The sequence below is a fragment of the Methylophaga sp. UBA3613 genome, from assembly GCF_002375415.1.
GTDB lineage: Bacteria > Pseudomonadota > Gammaproteobacteria > Nitrosococcales > Methylophagaceae > Methylophaga.
In genome coordinates this window covers 220,207-236,842 of record NZ_DFLS01000005.1, presented here as the reverse complement: position 1 = coordinate 236,842, position 16,636 = coordinate 220,207, and the positions used below count along the sequence as shown (strand labels likewise).

At 45.3% G+C, this 16,636-nt stretch carries 12 protein-coding genes; 6 read left to right on the top strand and 6 right to left on the bottom strand.

The features are described 5' to 3' along the window. Nucleotides 1–3 precede the first annotated feature (3 nt). The 3 genes from B3S93_RS06075 to B3S93_RS06065 form a co-directional block, all read right to left on the bottom strand. Entirely contained in the window at nucleotides 4–1,455 is a 1,452-nt protein-coding gene (locus B3S93_RS06075; protein WP_292403592.1) for an aldehyde dehydrogenase family protein, read from the bottom strand. Nucleotides 1,456–1,464: 9 nt separating this feature from the next. After that, entirely contained in the window at nucleotides 1,465–3,105 is a 1,641-nt protein-coding gene (locus B3S93_RS06070) for an acetolactate synthase large subunit (RefSeq protein ID WP_292354355.1), read from the bottom strand. 86 nt (nucleotides 3,106–3,191) lie between these two features. Further along, complete coding sequence (locus B3S93_RS06065; protein ID WP_292354357.1) at nucleotides 3,192–3,998, bottom strand: OmpA family protein; 807 nt, start codon at nucleotides 3,996–3,998, stop codon at nucleotides 3,192–3,194. 249 nt (nucleotides 3,999–4,247) lie between these two features. Between B3S93_RS06065 and B3S93_RS06060 the strand changes: the two genes are divergently transcribed. The 6 genes from B3S93_RS06060 to B3S93_RS06035 all read left to right on the top strand — a co-directional run bounded on the left by B3S93_RS06060 (nucleotide 4,248) and on the right by B3S93_RS06035 (nucleotide 13,174). Next, nucleotides 4,248–7,202, top strand: a complete 2,955-nt coding sequence (locus B3S93_RS06060) for a bifunctional diguanylate cyclase/phosphodiesterase (RefSeq protein WP_292403594.1) — start codon at nucleotides 4,248–4,250, stop codon at nucleotides 7,200–7,202. Between the two features lie 345 nt (nucleotides 7,203–7,547). Beyond that, a complete protein-coding gene (locus B3S93_RS06055) occupies nucleotides 7,548–8,036 on the top strand; it encodes a hypothetical protein (protein ID WP_292354361.1) in 489 nt (162 codons plus the stop codon). 61 nt (nucleotides 8,037–8,097) lie between these two features. Beyond that, nucleotides 8,098–9,405, top strand: a complete 1,308-nt coding sequence (locus B3S93_RS06050; RefSeq protein WP_292354363.1) for a sodium-dependent transporter — start codon at nucleotides 8,098–8,100, stop codon at nucleotides 9,403–9,405. Nucleotides 9,406–9,536: 131 nt separating this feature from the next. Beyond that, nucleotides 9,537–11,654, top strand: coding sequence for a VTT domain-containing protein (locus B3S93_RS06045; protein ID WP_292403597.1), 2,118 nt, complete (start codon nucleotides 9,537–9,539; stop codon nucleotides 11,652–11,654). After that, nucleotides 11,651–12,358, top strand: coding sequence for an endonuclease/exonuclease/phosphatase family protein (locus B3S93_RS06040; protein WP_292403600.1), 708 nt, complete (start codon nucleotides 11,651–11,653; stop codon nucleotides 12,356–12,358). Before B3S93_RS06045 ends, B3S93_RS06040 begins: the two co-directional genes overlap by 4 nt. A gap of 51 nt (nucleotides 12,359–12,409) precedes the next feature. After that, complete coding sequence (locus tag B3S93_RS06035; RefSeq protein WP_292354369.1) at nucleotides 12,410–13,174, top strand: proteasome-type protease; 765 nt, start codon at nucleotides 12,410–12,412, stop codon at nucleotides 13,172–13,174. 15 nt (nucleotides 13,175–13,189) lie between these two features. On the opposite strand, the gene B3S93_RS06030 is transcribed toward B3S93_RS06035, so the two are convergent. From B3S93_RS06030 to B3S93_RS06020, 3 genes are read right to left on the bottom strand one after another with little or no spacing between them, the layout of a single operon-like run. Further along, nucleotides 13,190–14,206 (bottom strand): zinc-binding metallopeptidase family protein, encoded by a 1,017-nt coding sequence (locus tag B3S93_RS06030; protein ID WP_292354371.1) that lies wholly within the window; start codon nucleotides 14,204–14,206, stop codon nucleotides 13,190–13,192. Next, nucleotides 14,203–15,144, bottom strand: coding sequence for an alpha-E domain-containing protein (locus tag B3S93_RS06025; protein WP_292354373.1), 942 nt, complete (start codon nucleotides 15,142–15,144; stop codon nucleotides 14,203–14,205). Before B3S93_RS06025 ends, B3S93_RS06030 begins: the two co-directional genes overlap by 4 nt. Beyond that, nucleotides 15,144–16,607: a circularly permuted type 2 ATP-grasp protein gene (locus tag B3S93_RS06020; protein WP_292354375.1), complete on the bottom strand. Its 1,464-nt coding sequence runs from the start codon at nucleotides 16,605–16,607 to the stop codon at nucleotides 15,144–15,146. Before B3S93_RS06020 ends, B3S93_RS06025 begins: the two co-directional genes overlap by 1 nt. Nucleotides 16,608–16,636: the final 29 nt, after the last annotated feature.

The window sequence follows — 16,636 nt, the reverse complement described above, 5'->3', positions numbered from 1 at the left end:
CACCTAAGGGATACTTTTAGAGGTGAGCACTATCATTTTGTCTATCTGCATATCTTCCATGCTGTAGGCAATGCCACCGGTGCCATGCCCTGAATGTTTCAGGCCGGCAAATGGCATCCAGTCAACCCGAAATGCAGTATGTTCATTAATCATCACAGCAGAAGCATCCAGTCTTTCTGCAACATACATGGCATTATCAATATTCTGGCTATAAACAGACGCCTGAAAGGCAAAATCCAGACTATTGGCCTCAGCAATCGCTTGATCCACATTCTGATAAGGATAGACACAGACCACCGGCCCGAAAATTTCGCTTTTGGAAACTTTGGCATCTGCTGGCGGATCAAATAATACAGTCGTGGCATAACAGTTATTTGCCATAGCTTCACCGCCGGATAATAATTCTGCGCCCTGGCTTACTGCTTCCTGTACCCAGTCATTTACCCTGGTCACTTCACTGTTACGAATTAAAGGACCGATTTCCGTTTGATCAGATAATGGGTCGCCAATCTGCATTTTATTGCCTGCCACTGCCAGTTTGTCAGCCAGCTCACGTGCAATCGAATGATGAGCAAAAATACGCTGAACTGACACACACACCTGACCGGCATGGTAAAAGCTGCCTTTGGCCAAACCAGGAATGGCTGCATCAATATCGGCTTTTTCATCGACGATTACCGGTGCTACGCCACCATGTTCCAATGCACAGCGGGTTCCAGCCGCCAGTTTGGAACGTAAATACCAGCCTACTTTGGCACTGCCGATAAACGTTAAAAAAGCGACCCGGTGATCGGTGGCGAGTTGCTCAGCAACCTGATGATTTTCTGTCAGTAATGCTTGGCACCATTCAGCGGGTAAACCGGCCTGATGGAAGATTTCGACTAGACGGAAACAGGATAACGGAGTGTTTTCAGCCGGTTTGACAATTACCGGACATCCCGCAGCAATTGCCGGTCCCACCTGATGAGCAATCAGATTTAACGGGTGATTAAAGGCACTGATGGCAACCACCACACCAATTGGCTCTTTGTGCAGCATGGTTAAGCGATGCTGTGAAGCAGGATTAACACCCATCGGAACAGGATGCGACGTTTGATGACGCAAGGTGTCCATACAATGCCGAATACTATCAATACAACGCACCATTTCGACTTTGGAATCAATTAACGGCTTGCCGCCCTCTTCAGTAGCGCCTTTGGCCAGCTCATCAGATTGCTGCTGCATTAATTCAAGCGATTTTTCCAAAATCGCCAAACGCTGTGGAACAGAAAGCCATTTGCTTCTATCGGTAAATAAACTATGTGCAGTTTGCAGGGCGGTTTCGACGGCGTTGCTATCTGCCACATCAGCGGTAGCGATCAGCTGATCATTATATGGATTGGTCACATCAATCTGTGCCCGTTGTTTGGCTGCTACGCCGGGTAGGTTCAGGGCGAAGTGAGGTGCGCTAGACATAAAGCTTCCTTATAGAATGCAGATTTTTTGTTTCAACCCTTCATTAAGTATTGAGTGGTTGAGAGAATAATCAATGGCAACATCAATCAAATGTACGCCGGGGCTATTGAGTGATTCGCGCAGCATTTTATCGAACTCAATATAGCTGGATGGTCGATGTCCGATGGCACCATAGCTGTCAGCATATTTCACAAAGTCAGGGTTATCGAAATTCAGACCGAAGTCTTTAAATCCCATACCCTGCTGTTTCCATTTGATCATGCCGTAGGCGTTATCATTAAGAATAATCACCACCAGATCCAGTTTCAGTCGAACCGCGGTTTCCATTTCCTGCGAATTCATCATAAACCCGCCATCACCACAGACCGCAACTACTTTACGATCGGGGTTTATCAGTTTGGCCAACATTGCTGTCGGTAAGCCGGCCCCCATTGTTGCCAGCGCGTTATCCAGTAGCAGTGTGTTGTTTTCATAACATTGATAATTCCGGGCAAACCAGATCTTGTAAAGCCCATTGTCCAGCGCCAGGATATCTTTTTCACCCAGTGCTGCACGAATGGTGGTGACTGCGCTTTGCGGTAAAATTGGAAAACGATCATCATCACTGTAAAGCCCCAGGCGTTGCTGAACTTCCTGTTTAACACGATAGAAATAGGAAAAATCCCAGTTTGACTGTGGTGACAGGGCATCTGATAAGCGATTAATTGACGTGGCAAGATCGCCGATGACATCCAGTTGTGGAAAATACACCGGATCGACTTCAGCCGGCTGGAAATTGATATGAATAACTGGTGCCCCACCATCTTTCATAAAGAAAGGAGGCTTTTCTACAACATCGTGGCCGACATTGATGATTAAATCTGCCCGTTCGATGGCGCAGTGCAGATAATCGGATTCGGATAATGCCGCTGTACCGAGATAACTATCATGACGCTCATCAATAACGCCTTTACCGAGCTGCGTATTAAAAAACGGAATCCCGGTTTTTTCGACAAAACGGGTTAACGCTTTGCTGGCACGTTTCCGGTTTGCCCCGGCACCAATCAATAACAGTGGCATATTGGCCTTGCGAATCATTTCCAGCGCATCTTTTATTGCCGTGTTATCAGCATCCGGACGGCGGATATTTTCGACTACATAAATTCTGTCCTGAACTTCTTCAGCAGCAATATCTTCCGGTAATTCGATATGCACGGCGCCGGGACGTTCCTGAACCGCCAGACGGCAGGCCTCCCGAACCACAGCACCAATCGTATTACCATGCACCACCTGCTTGGTGAACTTGGTGATAGGCCGCATCATGTTAACGATATCGACAATTTGAAAGAGTGCCTGTTTACTGGCCTTTATCGGTTTTTGGCCAGTAATGATCAACATCGGCATGCCACCCAATTGGGCATAAGCAGCGGGGGTTATGAGATTGGTCGCGCCAGGCCCCAGAGTTGACAGACATACACCGGGTTTGCCGGTTAAACGTCCATAATTAGCCGCCATAAATCCTGCGCCTTGCTCATGGCGGGTAATAATCAGTTTGATGGAGGAATGTTGTAGTGAATCAAGGAAATCGAGATTTTCTTCGCCAGGGATACCAAAAATATATTCGACCCCTTCGTTTTCTAACGCTTTAACCAGTAGATCAGATGTTTTCATGGAGTGTTCCTAGGTCCTCTGGGATGGCGGAGCAAACATTGCGTCGTTGCTTGGTTGTACCATAAATAATCAAGGCATCACAGCCCTTACTGAGTGAGGACAGCTATTTCTACCCTTCGGTTGCGTGCTCGACCTGATTCAGTGTCATTTTCTGTGATTGGACGTGTATCTGCATAGCCCTCAACACGAAAACGTTCGGCTTGATATTCTGGATAGCGAAGCAGTTCATGCACCACGGAAGTGGCACGTGAACCGGATAACTCCCAGTTGGAACGATATTGTGATGTACTCAATGGACGATCATCAGTATGCCCTGAAACGACCAGTGGATCCTCAATATTTGCCAGGGCATCTGCAATAGTCTTCAGAACAGGAACAAAGGCCGGTTTTATCGAGGCCAGACCGGAAGGAAAGGAGGCTTGCTCATCAATGGTGATGACCACCCGGTCCTCTCTCGTTTCAACCTGTAGCAGTCCTTCATCAATTTGTTCTTTTAAGGCTTCTTTGATTTCCCTCAGTTGCCGTTGTTGCTTGGCTTGCATGTATAAATTGAGATCAGAGGTTTCAAGAATAGGGTTATTAGGATCAGCATCCTGTCGGACCTCCTGAATGACCGTCATATCAGAAGGATTTGGAGAAAAGGTTTGCCTTATGATTGAAGTGCCTTTTGGGATGGGGTCGGGTTCTTCGGGCTGCTCAACGCCAAAAGCGTTGTGCATGGATTGGGCAACCATTTTTAACCGGACAACATCCAGCTCTGACATGGATAAAAGTAACACAAAGAAACATAACAATAATGTCATCAAATCAGCAAAGATAGCGATATAAGCAGGAATAGCTTTACGTTTTACCATGCGATTCGAAGTACCCGGCGTTCGTTTTTGATTTGTCATTTGTCCGTTCACCAATTCATTCAGATCTTCATAATTGGCTGATGGAATTAGGACAGTATTTATTCGAGGTTTCATTGTTACCGTAACTGTATGATAAATCAAGATTTTGCCGTAGCAATAAGTGGCCTAATAGTAATCCTGTTGGTTAGAACAGGTTGTGACCTGTAACACATCGTTCGGCAATCATTTTTTTATCACATTGTTCCAGCTGTAATATATTGTATGTATTGGCTATTTCACGGATCGCAAATGCGTCCTTTTATCGCAACTAAACCGGTTTTCAACAGCATGATTGCCATAATCGCATTGCTGATTCTGGTTGCCGCAACTTATCTTGATTATGTTATTCAGGATCGGCATAAAAATGCTTTGCTGGCGGAAACTCAGCAGCACCTGAGTATTTTGCATAACAATCTGGTTACAAATTTACAGAACCATATTCAGATCGTACGTGGCCTGCCAGGCTTATTTGCCGTAAATCCTGACTTAACCCAGCAGCAATTTGCAATTGCCATGCAGCATTTGATTGGTGAACACACGCAACTGCGAAATATTGCTGCTGCCCCCGAAATGGTTATTCGTTATATGTACCCGATAGCAGGAAATGAACAGGCTATTGGTCTGAATTACCTTCAGGAGCCCACACAAAAAGATGCGGCTGAACGTGCGAGATTAAATCGAAAACTGGTACTGGCTGGTCCTCTTGAGCTTAAACAGGGTGGGATCGGATTGATTACTCGTATTCCGGTCTATCTTAACGATGAGAAAGGAGATGAATATTTTTGGGGCATTATTTCAGCCGTTATTGACGTTGAGGCCTTTTTTGAGGCCTCAGGCCTTAAGGATGAGACGTTACCAATTGATATAGCCATTCGGGGGAAGGATGGTCTTGGTTCCGCTGGCGAAGTATTTTTTGGTGACGCTTCCCTGTTTAAAGACCCGGTCTTAACCATGCCGCTGGCCTTACCGGACGGCTATTGGCTGCTGACAGGACAACCTGAAGGGGGCTGGAAAACCATTAACAATGATGTATGGCAATCCAGAATTCTGGTTTTTGTGGTTGCATTGGGGATTTTTGCTTTATTGACCGCTTTTGTACGCTTCATGTTTACAGCTTCTCTGGCCAATCTGAAGTTTCGTCAGGTAATAGACTCATCTCCCATCCCCTATATTATGGTGGCAAGGGATCGGAAAGTAAGTTTTATTAACCCTGCTTTTACCGAACTCTATGGCTACAGCACTGCCGATCTGCCTAGTCTTGCTATCTGGTGGAATAAAACCGATATCAATCAGGAATATTTGAGAAAAATAAATGCCTGGTGTGATTCGACCATTGATGCCAAGGCGTTACCCGAGCACTCTGTTGAGATCAAAGTTCACTGTAAAGATGGTACGCCGCGCGATGTGATGCTTTCAGTTTCACCGCTGGATGCGGCTGTGAACAGAGAGTTATTACTGGTGGTTTATGACTTAACCAGTCGTAAGCTGGCAGAACAGAAAATTCACTTTTCAGAGCAGATTTTCAGTCAGGCACATGAGGGAATTGTAGTAACCGATATCCAGGGGCGAATTTTGGAAGTTAACCCGGCTTTTACTGAAATTACCGGCTTCACCGCTCAGGATGCGTTGCAAAATACACCCGCCATAATGAAATCAGGCAAACATGATGATGTTTTCTTTGAGGAAATGTGGCGAAAGCTGGAAAATCACGGACATTGGCAAGGTGAAATCTGGAATCGGCATAAAGATGGACATTTGTATGCATTGCAACTGACCATCACGGCGATGACCAATCCTCAAGGCCTCAAGCAATATTACGCAGGCTTGTTTTCCGATATTACCCAATCAAAAACGCAGCAGGAAAAGCTTGAGCTAATGGCACATTACGATGTGCTGACTCACTTGCCAAACCGGGTATTATTTGCTGACAGATTCAGTCAGGCTGTGGCTCACAGTCAGCGTTTAGGTACTTGGTTAGGGATCTGTTTTCTGGATTTGGATGATTTCAAACCGGTCAATGATACCTATGGCCACAATGTGGGCGATTTATTACTGATTGAAGTGGCTGATCGGCTACGTGCCAGCGTCAGGGAGGAAGATACTATTTCCCGCTTTGGTGGTGACGAATTTGCTATTTTATTTCGTGATATCAATTCCTATGAGCAATGTGAGCAGCTACTCATCAGATTGCATCAGACTCTTGCAGAGCCTTATTGGATAGATAACAGGCGCATTACCATCAGTGCCTCCAGTGGCGTCGCCCTGTATCCAATGGATAATGTGGATTTGGATACCTTGCTGCGTCATGCCGACCAGGCGATGTATCAAGCAAAGATGACTGGGCGCAATAAGTCCAGATTATTCAACCCGGAACTAAACCAGCAGGTTATTCAAAAGCATCATGTTGTACAGCGGTTACGTGAGGCGTTGTTAAACGATGAATTTGTTCTGCATTATCAACCAGAAATAAATATGCGAACTGGAGAAATAATTGCAGTAGAGGCTTTGATTCGCTGGCAGCACCCGCAGCGTGGATTGTTGTTTCCTGGCGATTTTTTAACGGATATGGAAGGCTCTGAGCTCGAGTTTGAGCTGGGACTGTGGGTTATTGATTCAGCTTTGCAGCAATTACAGTACTGGCAGCAGGGTGGTTTGGATATCGTAGTGAGTGTCAATATTGCAGCAAATCATTTACATGCCAAAAACTTTATTCAGTCTTTACAGCAGATTTTAAATCGCTACCACGATATACGGCCAGCGTCATTACAGTTAGAAATTCTTGAGAGCAGTGCATTGGGTGATGTGACCACACTCAGTCGTATTATTGATGATTGCCGTGAGCGGGTAGGGGTTCTGATTGCACTTGATGATTTTGGCACCGGCTATTCCTCGCTAACCCATCTGCGGCATTTGGCGGCTAACTCAGTAAAAATTGACCAGAGCTTTGTGCGGGATATGTTAGAGGATGCCAGCGATTATAATATCGTAGATGGTGTGATTAGCCTGGCCAAAGCCTTTAACAGACAAGTGATTGCCGAAGGCGTCGAAACTGTCGAGCATGGTTTGATGCTGTTATCGATGGGCTGTGATCATGCACAGGGTTACCAGATTGCCCGACCTATGCCGGCTCAACATATTATGAACTGGTGTCAGGCGTATCAATTGCAGCCTGAGTGGAGAGAGTTTCACGACAATAACGTTTAACCAAATAGCCTTTGGTAGGCAAACAGCTAATATCCTGGTTAATACCCCCATTCATACTTCAACATAACTGAGCAAAGCTACTTTCCCCACCAACCATGCCATTATTGAATATTTGATTGCCAATACATAGCAATAGCCGAAATTTCTCCCAGAGCTAATTTTGCGACATCACGAAGAAAACTTTACCCATGATAAAGACGTGACTTATGCAAAAAAGGCATGATATGCATTAAATAATATGGCGAATAATGCTCTTCGTAAAAATAAGTACAATCATGATGACTATCTTATTCTTTATGGGTAACAATCTATTCAAATGCGTTTGAACAATAATCAGGATGAAATATGTCTCGAGATTTAACCAGATGGCTCTTGATTACATTAATGGTATTACCGGTTATCACTGCCTGTGCATCACGTACACAGAGTAATTACTATCGAGATGAAATTGGTGAGATCATGGCGGTTGAAGATGTCTGGATCATTTCATCTCGTATGGTCAGGATTGAAGGGCTCGGTGATAAACGTCCAGGTTGGGGCGCTGCGGTTGGTGCAACAGTTGCCGGAGCTTCTGCTTACGGAATTACCCAGGCGGATAATCCTGCAGGCGTAGCCATTACTATTGTGGCGCTGGTGGGCGGGGCATTGGCTGGCCAGTTCTTTGATGAAAAGATTAAGTCCCAGCTGGGTGTTGAATACATTCTGGATAAACCCGCGGGCAACAAAGTTGCTATTGTTCAGGCAGTCGAAAGTGCTGAAGAAATGTTACCCGCCAGAACCCCGGCATTATTAATACGTGGGAAAAGCGGTTACTATCGCGTCATTCCGCAGTAATTCTTTTTTGTTCAACTAACTTTAAACCGTTCAACTCGGATGTTTGAAACGGAAGATTTTTATGCCAGACCAAAGTTTTATCATTCAATCGAGAAAACAATGGAGCTCTGAACCGGCCTTTATAGCATCGATGGCAGCAGCAGCTGTTGGGCTTGGTAATCTATGGCGGTTTCCTTATATCGTGGGCGAAAATGGTGGTGGCGTATTTGTCATCGCTTATTTGCTGGCGTTATTTATCGTCGTGTTACCAATCATGATGCTCGAAGTGGCAGCCGGACGTCTTACCCATGGCAATACCGTTGCAACCTTCAGACAGGTGAATCGTCTGGGAAGCTATTACGGCTGGCTGGTTGTGACCATTACTATTGCTATTACCAGTTATTATCTCGTCATTACCGGTTGGACTCTGGGCTATGCTATTGATGCCAGCCGAGGAGAGTTAAGGGTATTTGATCAGTTTACCGAGGGCTATAACAGTTTTTGGTATTTTCTGGTCATTATTGGATTGGCCTCGATCGTCCTGATTAACGGTCTAAAATCAATTGAGCGATTGTCAAAATTTCTGATGCCGGTGCTACTTGCGGTAATGATTTTTTTAGTGGTAATGGCCAGTAAAACTTCCGGCTGGGAACAAACCATTAATTTTTTCTTCCAGTTTGACTGGAATAAAATAACCAGCGGCGAACTATGGGTTTTTGCTTTTGGCCAGGCTTTTTATACGCTGGCAATTGGCCAAGGCTATTTAATCACCTACGGCAGCTATATTCCGCGAAAAACTAACCTTCCAAGAGCGTGTATTATCGTTGCGGTCTTTCAGACATCAATTGCCTTGCTTGCTGCCTGGATGATCTTTCCATTTGTGTTCAGTCAGGGATTGTCTCCAGAAGAAGGTACCCAGTTGGCTTTTGCCACCATGCCTAAAGTGTTTGCAGAAATGTCAGCGGGATGGTTCTTTGGCATTGTTTTTTTTGTCTTGTTTTTTGCTGCAGCATTTACCTCAACGCTGGCAGGATTAAAGGTCGTTGTCTCCGCTTTTGCCGAAGAGTTCGGCATCACGAATGTTAAAGCGGTTATGCTGGTAGCATTAGTGATGTTGATTATCGGCTCGGCCTCGGCTCTGAGTTTTACTCCAATGAATTTACAGATAGCGGGTGAGCCCGTGCTCGACATGGTCGACAGGATTGCCGGCGGTAATATTATTATCCTGTCTGGCATCATTGGCGCCGCCTTGTTTTGCTGGTTTATCCCCCCAACTAAAATTCATTCGGTTCTGGGGACCAATTCACATTGGTGGGAGTGGCGAATATATCTGGTGGGCCGCTTCTTGCCAATATTCATGCTAATCACTTTTCTCATGCAGTATTTCTGATCTTTAGCAGATTATTGATGAATAAGATCGTATTTATAACCACTTGGTGGTTAACCTGAGTAAATTTGAATCCAGCATTGCTATGCTACGCTTGATTGATAATCGATTATTGCAGGGAGCTCATTCTGAATATGCATGATAAAAAAATTATCCGCCACGAAGAAAACTGTTGGCGGTATGTTCAGGCTGATAGAGCCTCCGTGCTGGTGGATGGTGAAGATTACTTTAGCGCCTTACATGCTGCCATTTCACAAGCTCAATCTGCTGTTTATATTCTTGCCTGGGATATTGATAGCCGACTGAGACTGGTGAGAGGTGAGACCCCTACGGATTTACCTGTTGAATTAGGAGATTTGATAAATGCCGTTCTTGAGCAAAAGCCTGAGCTAAATATTTATATCCTCAACTGGGACTGGGCAATGCTCTATACGCTTGAGCGCGAATGGTTACCCCTGTTTCGTCCCGGCTGGAAAAAGCAATCCCGTTTACATTATCAGCTTGATGGCGAGTGCCCATTTGGTGGTTCACAGCATCAAAAAGTCGTTGTAATTGACGATAAAATCGCTTTCTGCGGCGGTATCGATCCAGGTAAACATCGCTGGGATAGTAGTGAACATGCACCTGATGATAAACGTCGTATTGACCCTGATAATGAGCTCTACCCTCCATTCCATGATATGCAGATGATTGTCGATGGGGAAGCGGCAAAGAGTCTGGCGGAACTGTCGCGGGAACGATGGCAAAAAGCAACGGGTGAGCAGCTGGCTCCCCCATCCGCAAACCAGGATGATATTTGGCCTGAAGATATCAAGGTTGATTTTCGACAGGTCAACATTGCCATTGCCCGAACCCTGCCGGAATTTAAGGGAAACAGGGAAATTACCGAAGTGGAATTACTCTACCTTGATGCTATTGCGGCGGCCCAAACCCTTATATACATAGAAAATCAGTATTTTACATCCTGGAAAGTGGCAGAGGTTTTAGCCCAGCGACTGAAGGAAGAGAGTGGCCCGGAAGTTGTGATTATCTGTCCCAGCATGACCGGTGGCTGGCTCGAACAACACACGATGGATGTATTGCGTTCCAGGATTTGCCGAAAGCTCTGTGAAGCCGATAAACATGACCGTCTGTTGATTTGTTACCCGCATCATGAAGCATTAGGTAATAGTTATATCAGTCTGCACAGCAAGATGATGATTGTTGATGATGTTTTTTTGCGAGTGGGGTCAGCTAATTTAAGTAATCGCTCGATGGGGCTTGATAGTGAATGTGATTTGGCAATTGAAGCAGACAATGCAGAACAGTCTGATGCGATAAAGGCCTTACGTCATAGACTGCTCAGTGAACATCTTGATATTGCGGTTGATGTATTGGAAGAATTGCTGGCAGAACATGATTCGCTGCTTACGCTGATTAATTCCCGGGAACAGTTTCCACGTACCTTGAGAAGATTAAATTGTGAAGTTGATGAGAGTATCGATGAATTAACCCCGACAGCTGATTATATCGATCCTGAGCGTCCGGTAGACTCCGTTGAAATGAGCCGGAAGCTGGTGCCTATTGATGAGCCGAAGTCCCCTAAAAAACAGATCATTATCACGGCATTAGTCTTATTAGCCGTCATTGCAATGACGGCTTTATGGAAGTGGACGCCACTCAATGACTGGTTAATGGCTGAAAATCTTCAACTTATGATCGAGACCCTCAACGACAGTCCCTTTACTCCTTTTATTGTGATTACAGGTTTTGCTATTGCCGGTTTATTTGCAATACCGCTGACCTTATTAGTCGTGGCCGTTGCGATCAGTTTTGGTGCATGGCCGGGCAGTATATACGCTATTCTGGGGTCAATGCTGAGTGCGATATTGGGATATATCGTTGGTGAGTGGCTGGGGCGAAAAAGTGTGTCCAAAATGGCTGGGTCAAAATTAAACCGACTGTCAAAACGCTTGGCCAATCATGGTGTAATGGCCATTATTACCGTTCGGATTATTCCTGTCGCTCCCTTTACCCTGATAAACTTGGTAGCAGGTGCATCCCATATCAAATTGAGAGATTTTATCTGGGGAACTCTGCTGGGAATGTTGCCGGGTATTTTAGCCATAACCGTTTTTGCAAATTCACTTATACAAGTCGTCCAACACCCTGAACCTTTCGAGATTATAATTTTTGTATTGGTGATTTTAGGGATTGGTAGCTTGATGTACGGTGTCAAAAAATGGCTTAACAGAATTTCGACAGATACGTGACCCAAATAAAACGACCAAATACCCTCAAGATCGCTACTTATAATATTCATGCCTGCATAGGGGCGGATGGAAAATTTGATCCTGCGCGTATCGCTGCCGTTTTAAAAGAAATCGATGCCGATATTATTGCTTTACAGGAAGTCGAACACCATTCGATTGATGAGTTGGACCTACTCGAGTATCTGGCCTATCAGACGGGCCATGAAGCCATTGCTGGACCCACATTGTTTCGGGAAACTCGTCACTACGGAAATGCCCTGTTAACAAAGTTACCATTAAAGTCCTTCAAACATATTGACTTAAGTGTTGCCGGTTTCGAGCCACGAGGAGCCATCGAAGCTACTTTTGATGTTGCCGGCTATGAACTGCAAGTGATTGCGACCCATTTAGGATTGAAACCGGCAGAGCGGCGTTGGCAGGTTAAGCAGTTACTCGATGTTAAATCACAACAGGAAGCCGATATAAGCTGTTTACTGGGGGATGTGAATGAGTGGTTGTTATGGGGGCGTCCATTGCGTTGGTTACACAGACACTTCAGCGCGCCACCACACTTGGCTACTTTCCCGGCACGCTGGCCAATTTTCGCTTTGGATAGAATCTGGATTGCTCCGCAACGCAGCAACATTAAACTATCAGTTCATAAATCTGTTTTAGCAAGACAGGCATCAGATCATTTACCACTTGTTGCCAACATTGCTTTCTGAGCCCTATCAAGAACACTAAATAACCCCTTTTGGGCATTGCCCTGCAGCCAAATGTCGACTATCTTTGTACAGATTACTTCAGAGGCATGTATGACCTATTGTGTAGCCATTACCTTAGATGCAGGATTAGTGCTGACATCCGATTCCCGAACCAATGCCGGAATCGATCAGGTGAGCACCTACAGCAAGATGACCCGGTTTGAGACCCATGCTGATCGTTGTCTGGTATTAATGAGTGCAGGTAATCTGGCGACTACACAATTTGTGGTTGAACAGATTCATCGCGATATTCGTGAAAGTCAGGCACGTAATTTAAATACCTTAAGTTATCTTTCTGATACGGCTGATTACATCGGTGAAATCCTCAGTAGTCGAATCCGCCGTTATTCTGAAAATGAAGCTTCAGGCTTTGCCCCGGAAGCCACGTTATTGCTGGCCGGTCAGATTCAGGGTGGTCCTCCGCAGGCGTTTATGATTTACCCGCAGGGTAATCACATTACCAGTTCCAAAGAGACCCCTTATCTGCAGATTGGCGAGAGCAAATATGGCAAACCGGTGCTGGATCGTTTTATCCGGCCGGATACTTCTTTACTGGATGCAGCCACTTGTTCACTGATCTCAATGGACTCTACCATGCAGAGTAATGTCAGTGTCGGACCACCCATTGAAGTACTGATGTACAAAAAAGACAGTTACAATGTTAGCAATCACTACCGGTTTGGAGTAGAGCACCCATATCTTATTGAATTGAGAAAGGCGTGGGGGGATAAGCTTCGTCAGGCCTTTACCGAGATGCCCAGGTTTAGTGAACAGTAAAAAACGTCGTTAACGTTAAATATCATGCATTAGATCATGGATAAACTGCAGCTTTTTCTGCACCGCGGTTGACACCACAAATGGATAGGCATCAGCATTACCGATACTTCTGTTCAACGCGTTCAACACCAGTACTAACTGCATCCATTCTGATAACCAGACATGAAATTCCCGATCCGTTTCGGGGGGGCGAATAACCTCAAACTCCACTGCCGTTTCCAGTGTTTCATGCATCAACAGATAATGTGCCCAGGTTTCAGCCCAGTCTTCCAAGGCATGGGCGCTGGCGTAGGCTGAAATAAACTCCTGCTGAAAATCTTCGGGAGGGCCAGCCTCGTAATAAGCTGCCAAAGCCTGCGGATAATCAATAGTGTCATCACCGAATAATGCTTTAAACGCATCATAAATTGGCTGGTTTTTAATCAGTTTTTCCCAGTAGAAATGCCCGATTTCATGACGGAAATGGCCTAGTAACGTACGATAAGGCTCATTCATGGCCTCTCGGGTTGCTTCGCGATAGCTGTTATCAGCTTCTGAAGCATTTAACGTAATGATACCTGCCGCATGACCACTGAAAACCTGCTCATGACCATCAATCGGATTACTTATCTGATCTTCCAGAAAATGAAACTGCAGTTGCTGTGTATCAGTAGCTGGCCATTGATCTATCGGTAAACCTAACCGAAGCAAGCCATACAGCATCCTTCTTTTGGCCGCTTCCAGCACTGACCAGCGTTTAACGTTATACGGGTAGTTCTGATTAGGTATGACACGGGTTAACCGGCAGGATATGCATTGCGTAAAATTATCATCGGCCGGCAGCAGCCAGTTGCACTGCATCAAATGCTGATGATGGACACAGCGTTTATAACGTTTTTCGGGACTTTCCACCGAACGAAACTGGCCTTTGTAAGGCTCGATACTGACAATCTGTTGCTGTTCGGTATCAAATCCTAAGATCCTGTTGCAGCTGTTGCAATATGTATTATCAAAAAAAACTTCTTGCCCGCAATGACAATAAAAACGTTTCATGCGACCGATCTATCAGGGTGAAACCATTTTTGACTTATCTGAGAACTCAATTCAGCAAGTTTTGCCTGTAATTCATCCATACGGGTATAGATCATCTCGGCTGGAAGTTCTTTCAGATTTTCATTAAACATTTCAGACATGATTTTTTGATGGTGTTCCAATGTGGTTGCTGACTGAGGAAGAGGCCACAAATAACGTCCAATTGCTTTAAGCGAAAAGAATAAAGAACGTGGAAAAGCCTCATCTCGAATCAGAAAAGTTAATACGCCATCGGCGTTAACGGATGAACTGTAAGTCTGAGTGTACATCTGCTGAGCACTTAATGCGCGTAATAAATGTGTCCATAAAATGCCTTCTGCTGCACGCATCGATTCACTGCGGTTTTCAGCCATCAGTAATGACGTCATTTCCAGGATTCGACTGGTCATATCGGCGCGTTCCAGATGCTTGGCCGTTTGCATAAAATGATAGGCATGATTCCGGCTCATATGATTGACCAATATGCCCCACACAGTCTGGCAGCGTTCCATGATGGTCAATAGCAATTGCTGACGTCGACGCCGGTTACTGATGGCCGCCATTTCATTTTTAACCAGCAGATACAGCTCATTTACCTGCTCCCAGGTTTCTTCCGGGAGGATATCCAGCGAGGTACGGGCATTTTCCCGAACGGCGGATAATGAATTAAGTAGCGATATCGGGTTATTGGGTTCTGCCAGCAAAAATTGCATCACATTATTTTCATTAATCTGTTCAAAGTTTGCGTGATAAAACATTTCAGCATCAAAAATGGTGACTAAGGTAAACCAGTCTATTTCGACGTCTCTGGGTAAATCCATCAGCAGCCCGGTATGGACATTGATTAAACGAGCGGTATTTTCGACCCGCTCCAGATATCTGGCCAACCAATAAACCCGTTCAGCTACCCGCGACAACATCAGTTAAGCCCTCCAAAATGTGAGTCATCCACTATCCAGGTATCTTTGCTGCCACCACCCTGTGAAGAATTAACAACTAGCGATCCTTTGACGAGTGCTACCCGGGTTAACCCGCCAGGTGTGACGTAGTTATTTTTACCAGACAGGATAAATGGCCGTAAATCCACATGACGAGGCGCAATATGATCGCCGCAACTGGTGGGGGATACCGATAACTTTAGGGTCGGTTGGGCGATGTAGTTATTAGGATCGTCGATTAATAATTGGCGAAAAGCTTCTATTTGTTCTTCACTGGAATGCGGCCCAACCAGCATGCCATAACCACCGGACTCATTAGCAGGTTTGACGACAAGATCCGCTAAGTTGTCGAGAACGTGCTGAAGTTGGTGCGGATCTCGACACATCCAGGTTGGTACATTGGGTAACAAAGGTTCTTCGTTGAGGTAATAGCGAATCATTGCCGGCACATAGGCATAAATAACTTTATCGTCGGCAACACCGCAGCCGGGGGCATTGGCAATGGCGACTTTTCCTTCGCGCCAGGATTGCATAATGCCGGGAATACCAAGTGTAGAATCCTCACGGAACACCAGAGGGTCAATAAAATCATCATCTATGCGTCGATAAATGACATCGACTCGTTCCAGACCATGAATGGTTTTCATATAGACATAACCATCATTGCCAACGGTCAGATCGGCGCCTTCCAACAAGATCAAACCCGCTTGCTGAGCTAATGCAGCATGCTCAAAATAAGCTGAGTTATAGATTCCCGGGGTCAGTAAAACCATCTTTGGATGTGTTATGTCATCGGGTGCCAGCGAAGCCAGCATTGCAGAAAGGTGTGAAGGGTAATCATTGACCGGGCTGATATGCAGTAATTTGAATAATTCCGGTAATACACGCTTGGTGGTCTTGCGGTTTTCCAGCATATAGGCAACACCGGATGGCACCCGTAAATTGTCTTCCAATACATACATCGTGCCGTTGTCATCACGCACTAAATCCGAACCACAAATATGCGCCCAGATCCCGTGTGCAGGTTGCATGCCTTTACATTGAGGTCGGTAACCTTTGGATTGCAGCACAACTTCTTCTGGAATCAGCCCATCACGAATAATGTTGCCATCGTTGTAAATATCATTGATGAACATATTTAAGGCACGAATTCGTTGCACCAGCCCCTTTTCGGTGCAATCCCATTCGCCTTTGGGAATGATGCGGGGAATGATATCGAAGGGCCAGGCACGATCAATATTGCCGGCATCGCTATAGACCGTGAAGGTAATACCACGCTCCAGAATTTCGAGTTCAGAATCAACGATACGCTGCTCGAATGCCTCTTTTCGCATGGATTTCAGATAATCCAGCAGTTTATAACTGAAGTGTCTTGGCTGATGCTGATCATGCATCAGCTCATCGTAGAACTCACCGGGATCATAATCACGCCACAGCTGCATCATGCTCATTTCCCCTTCTTCAGATAATCATG

Coding starts and splice junctions, on each gene's coding strand:
- B3S93_RS06075 (WP_292403592.1), bottom strand. CDS start 1,455: ATGTCTAGCGCACCTCACTTCGCCCTGAACCTACCCGGCGTAGCAGCC.
- B3S93_RS06070 (WP_292354355.1), bottom strand. CDS start 3,105: ATGAAAACATCTGATCTACTGGTTAAAGCGTTAGAAAACGAAGGGGTC.
- B3S93_RS06065 (WP_292354357.1), bottom strand. CDS start 3,998: ATGACAAATCAAAAACGAACGCCGGGTACTTCGAATCGCATGGTAAAA.
- B3S93_RS06060 (WP_292403594.1), top strand. CDS start 4,248: ATGCGTCCTTTTATCGCAACTAAACCGGTTTTCAACAGCATGATTGCC.
- B3S93_RS06055 (WP_292354361.1), top strand. CDS start 7,548: ATGTCTCGAGATTTAACCAGATGGCTCTTGATTACATTAATGGTATTA.
- B3S93_RS06050 (WP_292354363.1), top strand. CDS start 8,098: ATGCCAGACCAAAGTTTTATCATTCAATCGAGAAAACAATGGAGCTCT.
- B3S93_RS06045 (WP_292403597.1), top strand. CDS start 9,537: ATGCATGATAAAAAAATTATCCGCCACGAAGAAAACTGTTGGCGGTAT.
- B3S93_RS06035 (WP_292354369.1), top strand. CDS start 12,410: ATGTCGACTATCTTTGTACAGATTACTTCAGAGGCATGTATGACCTAT.
- B3S93_RS06030 (WP_292354371.1), bottom strand. CDS start 14,206: ATGAAACGTTTTTATTGTCATTGCGGGCAAGAAGTTTTTTTTGATAAT.
- B3S93_RS06025 (WP_292354373.1), bottom strand. CDS start 15,144: ATGTTGTCGCGGGTAGCTGAACGGGTTTATTGGTTGGCCAGATATCTG.
- B3S93_RS06020 (WP_292354375.1), bottom strand. CDS start 16,607: ATGATGCAGCTGTGGCGTGATTATGATCCCGGTGAGTTCTACGATGAG.